The organism is Cellulomonas aerilata (assembly GCF_007991755.1).
GTDB classification, from domain to species: domain Bacteria; phylum Actinomycetota; class Actinomycetes; order Actinomycetales; family Cellulomonadaceae; genus Pengzhenrongella; species Pengzhenrongella aerilata.
Genome location: NZ_BJYY01000014.1, coordinates 48,593 through 62,077, shown reverse-complemented (window position 1 = coordinate 62,077; position 13,485 = coordinate 48,593). Strand labels below are relative to the sequence as shown.

10 protein-coding genes are annotated in these 13,485 nt (G+C 72.0%); 3 read left to right on the top strand and 7 right to left on the bottom strand.

The window, feature by feature from the left end; translation table 11 throughout:
- Positions 1–76 precede the first annotated feature (76 nt).
- The 7 genes from CAE01nite_RS11235 to CAE01nite_RS11210 all read right to left on the bottom strand — a co-directional run bounded on the left by CAE01nite_RS11235 (position 77) and on the right by CAE01nite_RS11210 (position 8,498).
- Complete coding sequence (locus CAE01nite_RS11235) at positions 77–1,366, bottom strand: CDP-glycerol glycerophosphotransferase family protein (protein WP_186816553.1); 1,290 nt, start codon at positions 1,364–1,366, stop codon at positions 77–79.
- Entirely contained in the window at positions 1,363–2,673 is a 1,311-nt protein-coding gene (locus tag CAE01nite_RS18175; RefSeq protein WP_186816552.1) for a polysaccharide biosynthesis protein, read from the bottom strand. The genes CAE01nite_RS11235 and CAE01nite_RS18175 overlap by 4 nt, the downstream gene beginning before the upstream one ends.
- Positions 2,663–3,718, bottom strand: a complete 1,056-nt coding sequence (locus tag CAE01nite_RS11230; RefSeq protein ID WP_146904291.1) for a glycosyltransferase family 4 protein — start codon at positions 3,716–3,718, stop codon at positions 2,663–2,665. Before CAE01nite_RS11230 ends, CAE01nite_RS18175 begins: the two co-directional genes overlap by 11 nt.
- A complete protein-coding gene (locus CAE01nite_RS11225) occupies positions 3,715–4,794 on the bottom strand; it encodes a glycosyltransferase family protein (protein ID WP_146904288.1) in 1,080 nt (359 codons plus the stop codon). Before CAE01nite_RS11225 ends, CAE01nite_RS11230 begins: the two co-directional genes overlap by 4 nt.
- A gap of 94 nt (positions 4,795–4,888) precedes the next feature.
- Positions 4,889–5,908, bottom strand: a complete 1,020-nt coding sequence (locus tag CAE01nite_RS11220; RefSeq protein ID WP_146904286.1) for a glycosyltransferase family 2 protein — start codon at positions 5,906–5,908, stop codon at positions 4,889–4,891.
- Positions 5,905–7,011: a glycosyltransferase gene (locus tag CAE01nite_RS11215; protein ID WP_146904283.1), complete on the bottom strand. Its 1,107-nt coding sequence runs from the start codon at positions 7,009–7,011 to the stop codon at positions 5,905–5,907. The genes CAE01nite_RS11220 and CAE01nite_RS11215 overlap by 4 nt, the downstream gene beginning before the upstream one ends.
- Complete coding sequence (locus CAE01nite_RS11210; RefSeq protein WP_146904280.1) at positions 7,011–8,498, bottom strand: sugar transferase; 1,488 nt, start codon at positions 8,496–8,498, stop codon at positions 7,011–7,013. Before CAE01nite_RS11210 ends, CAE01nite_RS11215 begins: the two co-directional genes overlap by 1 nt.
- Positions 8,499–8,707: 209 nt before the next feature.
- Here CAE01nite_RS11210 and CAE01nite_RS11205 point away from each other — a divergent pair, with 209 nt between their 5' ends.
- The 3 genes from CAE01nite_RS11205 to CAE01nite_RS11195 all read left to right on the top strand — a co-directional run bounded on the left by CAE01nite_RS11205 (position 8,708) and on the right by CAE01nite_RS11195 (position 13,121).
- The gene (locus CAE01nite_RS11205) at positions 8,708–10,258 is read left to right on the top strand and encodes a tyrosine-protein kinase domain-containing protein (RefSeq protein WP_146904278.1); all 1,551 of its coding nucleotides are present in this window, start codon (positions 8,708–8,710) and stop codon (positions 10,256–10,258) included.
- A gap of 109 nt (positions 10,259–10,367) precedes the next feature.
- Positions 10,368–11,693 (top strand): O-antigen ligase family protein, encoded by a 1,326-nt coding sequence (locus CAE01nite_RS11200; RefSeq protein WP_146904275.1) that lies wholly within the window; start codon positions 10,368–10,370, stop codon positions 11,691–11,693.
- Between the two features lie 336 nt (positions 11,694–12,029).
- A complete protein-coding gene (locus CAE01nite_RS11195; RefSeq protein WP_146904272.1) occupies positions 12,030–13,121 on the top strand; it encodes an acyltransferase family protein in 1,092 nt (363 codons plus the stop codon).
- The last annotated feature ends 364 nt before the right edge of the window (positions 13,122–13,485 follow it).

Sequence of the window (13,485 nt, the reverse complement as noted above, 5' to 3'; positions counted from 1 at the left end):
GGAGCCCGACACGGTGACCGAGGTCCGGTTCGGTGCGGCCTGAGGCGGCCGCGGCGTCGGCTCCGGTCGGCCGCTGTCACCGGCGGTCCTCGCGCTCCGTCCGTACGGCCGGTCCCGGCGCGGCGGGCCCGCGCGAGGCGACCCTCTGCCCGAATCGGCCGCCTCGGGACGCGAGCGCGTCCAGGAGGTCGTGCCCCGGTGTGCGCGTGGCGACGAACCCGATCGCGGAGCGTGTGGCCTGCCGACGGCCCAGTGACTGAGCCCCACCGCAGAGCACGTCACGGGCGAACGAGTCGAAGTCAGCTTCGGTCTCCAGGTCGTCCCCGGGCAACAGGGAGAGCAGCCACTCCGGCTCGACCCCACGACCACGCAGGTACGCGCCGCGGTCCGGCCAGAACATCCCGATCGGGCGGTCCAGCGCGAGGTAGTCGACCCACACGCTCGACACGTCCGAGATCAGGCCCGCCGACGCCCCGAGCAGCGAGTACAGGCGGACTCCGCGCGCTTCGAGCGTGGCGTCGTCCACCTGCAGCACGCCCGGGACGTCCCGAGCGACCGCGTCGAACGGGTGCGCCTTGGCGACGACCTGCAACCCCGCGCCACGCAGCCGGACGACGCCCGCAGCGAGCTGCTCCGCGAGCCGCCTGTCGGCGTGGACGTCGTCGGAGTCGCTGAAGGAACGCATCGTCCCAAGGGCCCGAGCCGACCTGAAGGCCGGCATCCACGCGACGAACGGACGGGCGGGGTCAATCCCCAGGGCGGTGAGGTCTGCCGCCGTCGCGGGCTCGAGGAGCGCGCCGTTCCTGGGGTGCCCGGTCAGCAGGAGGTCCTCGTCACGCAGACCCGACGCCGCGACCTTGGAGCGTCCCCACAGGCGTGTCTGGGAGACGACGACGTCGGACGGGCGACCGTGCAGGGTGCGCGCAGGAAACAGCCGATCGGTCTTCTTCAGCCCGTCGCCGTGCCACAGGTTGACGGTCAGCTTCCGCCGGTCGACCGACGGCTCGCCGTACAGGCCGTGGGTGAAGAACACCGCCTCGGCCGTCGCGTACCTCCCGAGGGCACCCAAGCTCCCCTTGGCGACCCGACGCACCCGGCCGGCGTACGGAAGTCCGACGGCTGCCAGGTACGCCGGAGTCGGGGCGTCCGCCCAGACGACGTCCCCGGGATACCGGTCGAGCAGGCACCGGACGATCTCCACCGCGTTGCCCTCCGTCGACGGCGTCCCGGCGACGAAGACGTGACCGCGCGCCGGGAGCACCGCCCGCGCCACGGTGAGCACCCGCGGGAGCGCCGTGCGTACCGCCCATCGGACAGCCCGCGCCGCCCCGCCACGCACCCGTGACCGCACGTCCATGGTCGTCATCGCTGCCCAGCTCCTCGGGTCGCGCGGGCACGCTGTCGCCGGCCGATCACCAGCACCGCCGACGCGAGGAGCGCCAGGTTGAGGACCTCGCTGGCCGCGAAGCCCCAGGCGATGCCCGCCGCGCCGAGATGCAGGCCCAGCGTCCACATGACACCCACGCCGAGCACCCCCGTGACCGTGGTCGTGGCGAGCACGACACCCGGCCTGCCACCCGGGATCAGCGTGTTGCGGACGAGCGGCGTCGACATGCTGACGGCCGCGTACGCGACACCGCAGGCCACGACGACCGCGGTGCCCGCGGCCACCGACTGCCCGAAGATGATCGCCGACGCGCGTTCGCCGACCAGCACGAGGAAGGCCAGGCCGACACCGCCCAGAACTGCGTGCGCCGAGACGGCGGACGACTGCCTGCGTGCCGTGCGACGCGCACCCTCGCCGCTCAGCACCCACGCCTGCAGACCGTTCGCGAGACCGATGACGCCGAACAGGCCGTATCGGTAGAGCTTGTCGCCGGACGCCAGCGTCGCCACCTCGTCGACGGACGCCAGGACGGCCGCGAGGGGCAGTGGGGCCGACGCGTAGATCCCGCCCGCGATGGAGAGGGCGCCGGCGCGCCACCGGCTGGTGGAGTCGCGCCACGCCGTGCCCAGGTCCCATCGGGACCCGTCCTGCGCGGGCACGCACCGACGCTGGAACAGGAGCGCGCCGCCGACGGTGGCGGCGAGCAGAGCCGCCGGGTAGACCCACACGAGCCCGGTGACGAGCAGGACGACGGCCGCCACCACCATCGCCAGCACCTTGGGGAGCACCTCGTAGGCCGCGACCCAACCCGGCCTCGCACGCCCGACGCAGTACCAGCCGAACGACAGCCCGGTCACTGCCGAGGCGACGTACATCAGGCTGTTCACGACGCCGTACGAGCCGGAGCCCACCAGGAACGCGAGGGCGCCGGTCGGCACGACGACGGCGGCGAGCAGCAGCCGGGAGCGCAACGAACGTCGGTACACCGCGGCCGCGTCGCGCTCCGTCGGTGCGAGGGCGACCTCCGACTGACCGGAGACCGACCAGCCGAACATGATGATCGTCGCGGCGAGCGTCCCGACCGCCTGCGCGGTGGCGATCCCAGCCCACCCGCCGGGACCGCTCGCGCGGGACACCAGCGGCAGCAGGACGACGGGGGCTATCGCGCCGGCGAACGGCAGGGAGGCGAAGCCCAGCAGGCGCCGCGCCAACGGCCAGCGCGCCACGCCCGTACCGCGCTCCGTCGACACGACCGGACGTGGCCGCAGGTGCTGGCTAGGCGACATCGGCCAGGCACCTCTCGAAGCACGACGCGGCCTCGCTCAGCCCGTAGCTCATGATCTTCTCGTGCCCGGCGTCCGCCTTCGCGGTGCACGCGTCCTCGTCGGCCAGGAGCTCCAGGGTCCTCGCCGCGAGCGCCCGCCCGTCACCCACGGGCGCGTAGACGATCGTGTCGCCGGCGAAGCTCCGCACGCCGCCGTTGTCCGTGCTGACCACCGCTGCCCCGCTCGCCATCGCCTCGGCGACCGGGAGGCCGAAGCCCTCGTAGTCACTGGCGCACACGAAGACGCGAGCCGACTGGTACAGCGCGGTGAGCTGCGCCGGTGTCGGCGTGCGGACGTGCCGGACCTCGGGGGGCAGCACCGCAGGCCGGGTGCACGTGCCGAACGTCAGCAGCTGGGCCCCCGGCGACGCCTGCGCGAGGGTGCGCATGGCGTCGGCGACCAGGTCCGTCCTCTTCCACACCTGGTCGGACACCATGGCCACGACGGCGTGCGGCCGCGCCGCGATCGGCTCGCCCCGGACGAACAGTCCGAGATCGGGTGCGTTGGGCACCACGACCGCCTCGACGCCGAGCTCGCGCGCCCGGACGGCCAGCCACTCCGCGACGGCGATCTTGCGCAGCGGCAGCCGCCACGTGGCGTCCACGACCGCAGCCGGAGCGGTGAAGTCCTCGTAGTGCTGGAGGAAGTAGTACCCGCGGGCCGACGTCGCCGAGCTGACCGAGGCGACGAAGTGGGCCGTCCGCACAGACGTCGCGACGATCACGTCGGACCCGGGAACCAGACGCGGCGACTGCGTGGCGGCATTCACCACCGCGATCCGTCGGTCCAGGGAGAACCACGTCGGCCGCCTGCTACGGGCCAGCCGGTAGGCGGCCCGCAGCGCGGAGCGACGCAGCGGGTGGCGCCCCGCATCGCCGGGCTTGTCCGGCCGAAGATGCAGCACCGTCACGTCGTGGCCGGCCCCGACGAGGTGGTTCGCGTACTGGTACACGACCTTGTACCCGCCGACGGGATGCAGAGCGACGCCCGGGAGGACAAAGGTCACGCGCACGTCGCCACCTCGTCCTCGCTGGACCGCACAGCGGCGGGGTGACCGGCGACCAGGGTCCCGGCGAGCCGCTCGTGACGGTCGAGCAGGAGGTCCCTGGCGTCGACGTACCACCGTCCCGCCCGGTCCGCGATCATCGCGGCCCCGGCGCGGCTCTCCGCGTCGAAGCGCGCCGGAGGCAGCGTCAGCAGCTCCAGCGCGGCCGCGACAGCGCCTGATCGATCGCCGATCGCGAAGGTCCTGATCCCGTGGTTGACCGGCGTCAGGTACGGCATCAGCCCGATGCGGGACGCGGCCACGACCGCACCCCGTGACATCGCCTCCTGCGCGGCGAGGCACGCTGTCTCGCCGCCGGTCGACGCCACGACGAACAGGTCGCCCGGCTCGATCCACGAGGCGTCGCGGGGACCCCGCACGAGCCAGGGCGCCAGGTCGTCCCGCAGACGCGCCTCGTAGCGGCGGTCCCCCGTCAGGCCCGTCCCCAGCGCGACCTCGCACGGGAAGCCGGCCGCCTCGAGCGCCGTGAAGATCGCCGGGAGCAGGTGCAGGCCCTTGCTGGCATCAGGCCGGGCGAAGGCCTTCACCCGGCGCGTCGACGTGATCCGCGCCGGGACGTCGGGGACGTCCGAGCGGCGGACGCTCAGCCAGCTCGGGATGACGGCATCGGACCGAAGCGTGGTCAGACCGGGTTCGACGACGATCGCCGTGTCCACCCGACCGAGGAGGTGCTTCGTCACGGCGCCCTTGAGGCGGCTCACCGGGTAGTTGTGGACGATCGCGGCGCTCGCCACGGGGCGACCGTCTCGCCGCGCCTGCGCCGAGACCCGGTGCACGACGGGCAGCGCGGCGTTCGCGTTGGCCACGACGAGGACGGGCTCCGCCGGCGCAACGGCCGCGAGCGCGTCCGACGCGGTGTCGAACGTCGCCACGTGCGGCGGGATGCGCACGCCGTCCCGGCTTGCCGGCGGCATCGCGAGCGAGACGGGTACCGCGTCGCCGAGCTCGACGAGCAGCTCTTCGAGGACCACCTGGCCGCCGCCACGCCCCGACTTCGGATCGACGATGAGGATCATCGCTCCCTGCCCTTCCCTTGCGCTGCGATGGATCGGCCGACGGCCGAGATGGACGCTCCGGGCCCGGACCTGCCGGCCCTGCGTAGCAGGCGGCTCACACGGGTCCCGTGGCCAGCAGGTCGCGGACGGCATCGAGCCGGCCGTTGCGGGCGTACCTGGTGTACGAGCCGACCAGCACGAGCCGTGCGACCGGGCCGGCACGAAGCAGCCGGGACCGCCTGAGCCGCGCCCGGCGGACGTGGAACGCGAGGGAACCTCGCACCTCCTCCCGGTGGGACCCGTGCCCCTCGTCGAGCTCGGGCAGCCGGGCGAGCAGTGCACGCATGCGGTCGGACTTCGCGTGCGCGGTCGGGGTCGAGCGCACGAGCCGGCGAAGCAGATACCCCGGCGTCCGTTCCTGGACCCCGACGACGTTCCTGCCGTGCTGGCGGTAGTCCACCAGCACGTCGTCGACCACGCGCAGGCCCGCGGCGGTCGCTGCCACCACGGCCAGCCAAGAGTCGTGCGGCCACGACGGCGGGATCGGCAGCGCCCGGTCGGCCAGCGCCCGGACGAAGAGGAAGGTCATCCCGGGGAGCACGTTGCCGCGGAGCAGGACCGCCAGGGCTTCTGGACCGCTCAGGGAGCGCAGTTCGTCGACGCCCGCGCCGAGCGTCCCGAACAGGTCCCGTCCGAGGGGTTCACCCCCCGGACCGACGAGACGTGCGTTGCTCGCCACGAGCACGGCCGACGGGTCCGAGTCGAGCTCGCGGACGAGTCGCTCGATCTTGTGCGGGCGCCAGACGTCGTCCTGGTCCGCCAGCAGGATCAGGTCCCCGCTGCAGGCCGCGATCGCACGCTCGAAGTTGGCGGCCACGCCCAGCGGGGCGTCCGCCGCCTCGACGACCCGCAGCCGCACGTCGGCGCCGCCGGCGGCCCGGACGGCCTCCCGCACGGCGTCGACGGTGCCGTCCGCCGAGCCGTCGTCGGCCAGCACGACCTCGTCGGGCGGCATCGTCTGCTCGAGGATGCTCCGCACCTGGTCGACGACGTAGGGCATGCCGTCGTACGTGCAGAGCGCGATCGAGATCGTCCGGCGGCCGTGCTCCTGCGCCGTCACCTGCGACGCCGTCACCGGAGACCCATCCACGAGTGGAGCCGCTCGGTGAACACCTCGCGCGAGAAGTCCTGGGCACGGTCGCGCGCCGCGCCCCGGGAGCACGCCGCGGCACGCAGGACGGCCGCCCGCAGCGACCCGGGCCGTCCGTCCCAGTGCGCACCGGTGCGGCCGTCCACCACGGACTCCGCAGCGCCCCCACGGTCGAGCGTGAGGACGGGCGTGCCGGCGGCCATCGCCTCGACCGGCATGATGCCGAAGTCCTCGACAGCCGGGAAGACGTAGACGAGGGCCTCCTGGAACAGCGCGCGCAGCAGGCCGTCGCTCGGGTCCTCGAGCACGTGCACGGGCACCGACGCCTCGCGTCCCCGCGCGACCAGCTCGTCCAGCAGCGGACCGGCACCAGCCAGGACGACAGGCAGTCCGGCGGCCTCACCGGCGGCGATCACCAGGTCGAGGCGCTTGTACGGGATGAAGCGCGACGCGCCGAGGAGGTACTCGCCCGGGAGCGACTCGAGGAGCCGGCGCTCCTCCGGGTCCAGCGTGTCCGCCCATCTCTCGACCGCCTGGATCTCGGTCACGTCCACGGGCGGGTGGATGACGGTCGCGTCGACACCCCAGGTGGACGCGATCCGGTCGCGGACGTAGGCGCTGTTCGCCGCGACGGCGAACGCCTCGTGCGCACGTCGTCTGTCGAGCGGACGCAGGGCGGCGGACGCCGTCCGGGGCAGCAGGCCGTTCCCGCGTCGGTCCAGCTCCGGCGTCCAGATGTACCGGGCCGGCGTGTGGACGTACAGGTACTTGCGGAAGTCAGCCGGCTGCCCGGCGAAGGAGACGTGGTGGGCGAAGAGGTGCGTGCTGACCAGGGCCCACTCCGCGGGGACGGCGGGCTGGCGCCGCCAGGTCGCCGGCATCAGCGCGAGCGCCGCGGCCTTGGAGCGGCGCAGGGGGGTCCGCGCCAGCCAGGTCTCACGGACGTGACGGCCGGGGTACCGGCGGTCGGGCGCGTCGTTCCAGAGCGCCAGCACGTCGGCGTCCGGGAACGCCTCCACCATCGCGTCGAAGACCTTCTCCGACCCACCCGTCCGGCTGAGCCACTCGTGCACGAGTATCCCGGCCATCAGTAGGCCCCCTCGCCCTGGACCACGGCCTTCGCCGTGCGGAAGAGGATCGCGAGGTCGCCGAACAGCGTCCAGTTCTCGACGTAGTAGACGTCCATGCGGATCCCCTCCTCGGGGCTCAGGCCCGACCGACCGGACACCTGCCACAGCCCGGTGAGCCCGGGCTTGACGAGCAGACGCCGGTGCGCGGCACGGTCGTACTGCGCGACCTCACGGTCGATCTGCGGCCTCGGCCCGACCAGGCTCATCTCCCCGCGGAGGACGTTGAACAGCTGCGGCAGCTCGTCCAGGGAGTAGCGCCTGAGGACCTTCCCCAGCGGGGTGACCCGCGGGTCCACCTGGAGCTTGTAGAAGAGCGGGAGGTCGTCGCCCATCACCTCGTCGAGCATGGCGTGCGCGCCGGCCTGCATGGAGCGGAACTTGACGACCCGGAACGACCTGCCGTTGCGACCGACACGCTCCTGGAAGAAGAAGACCGGCCCGCGGCTGGTGGCCTTGACGGCCGCTGCGACGACGGCGAGCAGCGGGGAGAGCAGCACGAGGATGACCACTGCGCAGACGACGTCGAACGCCGACTTCAGCGCGTACTTGGGCCCGGAGAACCGCGGCTCGTCCACGTACATCATCGGCAGCCCGCTCACCGGCTGCATGAGCACGCGCGGGCCGGCGACGTCGGTGAGCGAGACGGCCAGCGCCAGGTCGATGCCCGAGCCCTCGAGGTCCCACCCGAGCTTGCGGACCGCGTCGGCGGTGATCGCGTCCGATCCTGAGACCGCGACGGCATCGGCGCGGACGTCGCGCGCCACCTGCGCGGCATCGACGAACGTGCCCAGGACGGGGACGCCGAGCACGGTCTCGCCCAGCGGGACCGGTCCGTCCGAGACGCACACCCCGACCACTCCGAAGCCCGCGAGGGGCCGGCCGGCCAGCTCGCGCACCAGGGCCTCCGCCTTGCTGCGGTGCCCGATCACCACGACGCGCGAGAGCAGGTGCCCGGCCCGCCGCTCCCGGTGCAGCCAACGGCGCGACAGGAGGCGCCCGGCCAGGACCAGCACCGTCCCGAGCGGGAAGGCGATCGCCAGGTAGCCGCGGGCGATCTCCATCCGGAGCAGGAAGGACATGACCGCGACCGCGGCGAAGATCCGCCAGGTCGCCCCCACGACTCGCTGGTACTCCGCGGGCCCGGCACCGACGATCCGGCGGTCCTGGGTCCGGCCGACGACCAGAGCCAGGAGCCACGCCCACATCAGCGCGATGGAGACGATGAGGTAGCTGGGCTCCATCTCGCCGCGGACGCGCGCCGCACCGAGGTCGTCGAAGCGCACGACGTACGCGGTGAACACCGCGATGTAGACGGCGACGGCGTCGGTCAGCAGAAGGCGTGTGCCGTACCCGGACCACCAGCGCGGCTGGTGCTCGGCCGGTGCCGTGCGGCCGGGCGTCGGCGCCTCCTGGCGGATCTCGTCAAGGGTGGCGGTGTCCGCCATGGTGCTCCTCGTCTGCTGCATCGCTGCCCCCAGTGCCGGGAGCGCACGCCGGCTGCTCGGGACGGGTGCCGGCCCCGATGGGTCCTGTCGGGCTCTCCAGCCCGCTGGTCGCGAGCCACCCCTCACATCGGCCGGGGTGCGGCCGAATGGAGGAATAACGCACCAATCGTTCACGGGTGGTCACACCCGCAGGAAGCAGGAGAAGCCGGATGGAACTGCACGACTACCTCGTCGCCTTGCGCAAGCGCTGGGTCTCGGTGGTGCTCATCACCACGCTGGCGCTGTGCGGCGCCGTCGCGGCGACCTTCCTCACCACGCCGATCTACGAGGCGAAGTCCCAGGTGTTCGTGTCCGTGCGGACCGCGGGCGGCAGCACCTCCGACCTGGTGCAGGGCAGCAGCTTCACGCAGAAGCAGGTGAAGTCGTACACCGACCTCGTCACCAGCCCGCGCGTGCTCATCCCGGTCATCGAGCACTTGGACCTGGCCACCACCCCGGACGAGCTCGCGAAGTCGGTGACCTCGAGCTCGCCGCTGGACACCGTGCTGATCAACATCACCGCGAGCGACCCGGACCCCCAGGTCGCCGCCGGCGTCGCGAACGCCGTGGCGGGCAGCCTCGCGACGCAGGTGACGCTCCTGGAGAAGCCGACCGACGCCGCTGCGTCGCCGGTGGAGATCAACACCGTGCGCACCGCGACGTCCCCTACCGTGCCGTCGTCGCCGAACACGGCCCTGAACCTGGCACTGGGCATGCTCGTCGGGCTCACGGCCGGCGTCGGCCTGGCTGTGCTGCGCGAGGTCCTCGACACGAAGGTGCGCACCGAGGCCGACGTCAACCAGGTCACGAGCACCTCCGTCATCGCGACGATCGGCTACGACGACAACGCGCCCGACGAGCCGCTGATCGTCCAGACCAGCCCGCAGAGCCACCGGGCGGAGTCGTTCCGGCGCCTTCGGACCAACCTGCAGTTCCTGGACATCGCCGACCGTCCGCAGACGATCGTGGTCACGTCGTCCCTCCCGGGCGAGGGCAAGTCGACCACGACCGTGAACCTGGCGATCAGCCTCGCGGACGCGGGATCGCGCGTGATCCTCGTCGATGCCGACCTGCGCCGACCCTCCGTCGCGGAGTACATGGGCCTCGAGGGCGAGGTGGGTCTCACCACGGTCCTGATCGGCCATGCGTCCGTCCAGGACGTCGTCCAGCCGTGGGGCAACGGCAACCTGCACGTCCTGCCCTCCGGGCAGATCCCGCCGAACCCGAGCGAGCTGCTGGGCTCGCGCTCCATGGCCAACCTGCTCGACGAGCTGGCCCGCGCCTACGACGTGGTCCTCATCGACACCCCGCCACTCCTGCCGGTGACGGACGCGGCCATCCTGGCCAAGCTCACCGGCGGCGCCCTCGTCGTCGTGGGGTCCGAGAAGCTCCAGCGCCAGCAGCTGGCCGAGGCCATGGGCGCGCTGGAGACCGTTAACGCCCGCGTGCTCGGCGTCGTCCTCAACCGCCTGGCTCGTACCCAGGGCGACACGTACGCGTACTACGACTACTCCTCGGCCCCGGCCGAGGCGATGGGCCGCCGGCAGAAGCGATCGTCGTCCGCGCGTCTTCCGCAGCAGCGGTCAGCCGGTACGACCAGCCGCCGGTTCCCGTCCCGCGCGGAGGGCGACGTCGCCACGGAGATGGTCAGCACCACCTCGCAGCAGCGTGCGACGGCGGGGGCGCCCGACGACGTCGACCCGTCGCCGAGGCGGCCGTAGACACCGGTGGGAGGTGCGGGCGCCGCGCGCCCGCAACTCCCGCTCCGGCGTCCCTGCGGCGTCTGCACCGACCCGCGGGCGCGGGCCCGACCCACCAGCAAGGAGTGACATGAGCGTTGTCCGGGAGCACAAGCAGCGAGCGAGGCCGGTCGGTCTCACTGCGACCGACCGCGCCACGCGGGCGCCCGCGCCGTCGGACGACTTCGCTCGTGCGCTCGTGATGGGGATCTCCATCGCCATCCTGCTCGCGAGCCTGTACCTCAGCCCGGCGCTCCGGCTGCCGCACGCCACCGCGGAGATGCTGATCGGCGGACTGCCGGTCATCGGAGCCGTGGTGTCCTACGGCAAGCTCGCCGGTCGGACACGGTCACCGGGACCCCTGGCCCTCGGGGCCGCGTACGGCGCGGCGGTCGTCGTGACGAGCATCCTCAACCTGGGGACGGACACGTCGTTCCTGATGGTCGCCAGCCCCGTGGCCTCAGCCGTCGTGATGACCTTCGTCGGAGGACTGCTGACCCGTCGCGAGCTCCTTGCCATCGGGCGGGTGCTCGTCCTCGTCGGTGCGCTCCAGGCGCTGATCGCGATGATGGAGGTGCAGGCGCGGGCGCCCTGGGCCATCTCCCTCGCGGCGACCGCGGATGTCGGGTACGTCGTCCGGTCGAACCTGGTGCTGGACGGGTTCCTGCGCGCGAGCGGCAGCATGGGCCACCCCATCCTGCTCGGGGTCGCCTGCTCCGTCGCCCTGCTGTTCGTCCTCGCGCGCGGCGCGGTGCGCCATGCCGGGCTGCGCATGCTGTTGGTCGCGCTGCTCGGCTGGGGGATCGCGCTGTCCGGGTCGCGGAGCTCGCTCGCGGCACTCGGGTTCGCCGTGGTCATCTACTTCGCTCACCGGCACAGCCCGACGCGGCGCGGCCTGCGCACGCTGATCCTCCTGGCTCTGATCCCGCTGACCTGGCTGTACGTGTCGAGCACCATCGACGAGGCACGCGAGGTGTCGCCGTTCTCGTTGACCAACCGTCTGAGCGGATGGGGGCGGTTCCTCGAAACGATGTCCCGACCGGGTGCGGGGGCCATCTTCGGCCAGGGCCGCGACTTCGCGCTCGAGACCGTCGCGGACAACCAGTTCCTGACGACGGCCGGCCGATTCGGAATCGTGGGGCTGATCCTCCTCGTCCCGGCCGTCGCGTACGCGCTGAGCTCGCGGTCGCCGCTCCTCTCGGCAGTCAGCGCGTCGGTCCTGTTCATGTTCCTGTCGTTCGACGCCATGTCCTTCTCGTTCACGAGCAGCATGTTCTGGCTCCTGGTCGGCGCGTCCCGGGCAGCGGTCGAGATGCGGGCCCCCGGTCTGGATGCCCAGGTGCTCGGTCGAGCCGCCGGACGGCACGGCGGGTCACGCCGTCGAGGGCTGCAGCACAGGCGGCCGGTCGCCGTGTGACCCGTCCCGCATACCCATGACCGAGCACGGTCCAGACCAACACGGTCCCGGCCCTCGTCGTGGTCTGCCGTGTCGCGCCCGATGACATCGGCCAGGGCGGCGCGCTACGAGCTCGTTCGGCGTAAGCCACGTCACAGCGGGAATCCCTGCTGCGCCGTTCGACTGGGCCGATCAGGGGACATATCGCCACTCGTTCGTGCTCGCGGCGTCCGGGGGCGACTGCAAGGACGCCACCCAGGATGCGCCGCACTCGAACGGCTCGACCACGCAGTGGCGGCGTTTTCGGCATGACGCCTGCCGGCTCGGCGGGCTCACGACAGTGAGGCGACCACCACGATGCAACAGTCCGGCGCGAAGGCCAAGGCGTCACCGGCGAAGCAAGGCCGTGTAGCCGCGCTCGACGGCATGCGTGGGATCGCCGCACTCGCGGTGGTCGGATACCACTACCTGATGCATGGCCCCACCATGTATCCAGAGCTGGGCGTACCCGTGCACGCGGCGCTCGTGGGCCGCGAGGGCGTCCGCCTGTTCTTCATCATCTCGGGGTTCGTCATCGCGCTGTCCCTGCGCGGGTCCACCGTCTCGCGATTCGCGGTATCGCGCTTCATCCGCCTCTACCCGGTGTACTGGCTCGGGCTGTGCGGGACGTTCCTCGTGGTGGCGCTCTTCGGGCCTCCCAGCATGGGAGTGTCATGGTTCGACGCACTGGCGAACATCACGATGGTCCAGGGGTTTCTCGGTATCCCCCATGTCGAGGGAGCATACTGGACACTTGGCGTGGAGCTTCTGTTCTACATCACCTGCGCAATCCTCTGGTTCGGCGGGGCACTGACTCCGCGTCGACTTCCGACGACACTCTACGCATGGCTGGGAATGACGTTGGTCGCCGTTGTCGTGATTCCTCGCGAGCAGCTCGAGTGGTCGGCGGTCGCTCAGAATCTTCCATGGTTCATGGTCGGGATCGTCGCGCTGGCGATCTACGAGGGGGACCGCCGGCCGGCCGTGCTGCTGTTCCCGGCCGCCGCGATCGGCACGGTCGCCCTCGCACAGCCGAAGATCGCAGTGTTCGGCGCACTGCTGTTCGCGACAGTCATGCTTGTGCTCCTCTGGCGGCCGCTGGGGCTGACGTGTCGTCCCCTGAAGTTCCTCGGCGCGATCTCCTATCCGCTGTACCTCCTGCACCAGAACATCGGGTACGTGCTGCTGCTCGACCTATCGAGTCGAGGCGTGTACCGCCCGTTGGCGGTCCTGGTGACGACCACCGCCATGGTCGCGCTTGCTGCGCTCGTCACGCATGTGTTCGATGTCCCCGTGCGTCGCGCCTTGCGTCGCAGACTGCTCGCCGCGCCGGGCCGAGCAGCGTCCGCTGAGACATCCGCCCCGGAACCCGGAGATGACCGCCGGAGCGGTGTCCTGCTGGCCCGCTGATCGCGTCGTCGTCGACGACGGTCGCGGTCACCGTGTGAGCTCCCGCAGTTGACCTTCCACGGCGTTCTGGAAGAGGACGACCCGATGACCGCGCCCTCGGGTATCGACCCGCCCGGGTCTTGCACGAGCACCTGGCGTAGGCCTCTCCGGACCTGGGGCACGACCTGCTCGGCACGTTCGTCTTCGCCTTGTCGTCGGCCGACAGGCACGACGTGGTGGAACTCGAGTCTGGGTGGCTCAGGAGCTCCCGGGCGGACGTCGAGGCGAGCAGCACTCGGTGTACGACCAGCCCGACCCGACCCGGGTTCACGCAACCGACGAGCTGCTGAATTCCGTCGCCGCATCTCCGACCGCAACTCGATCA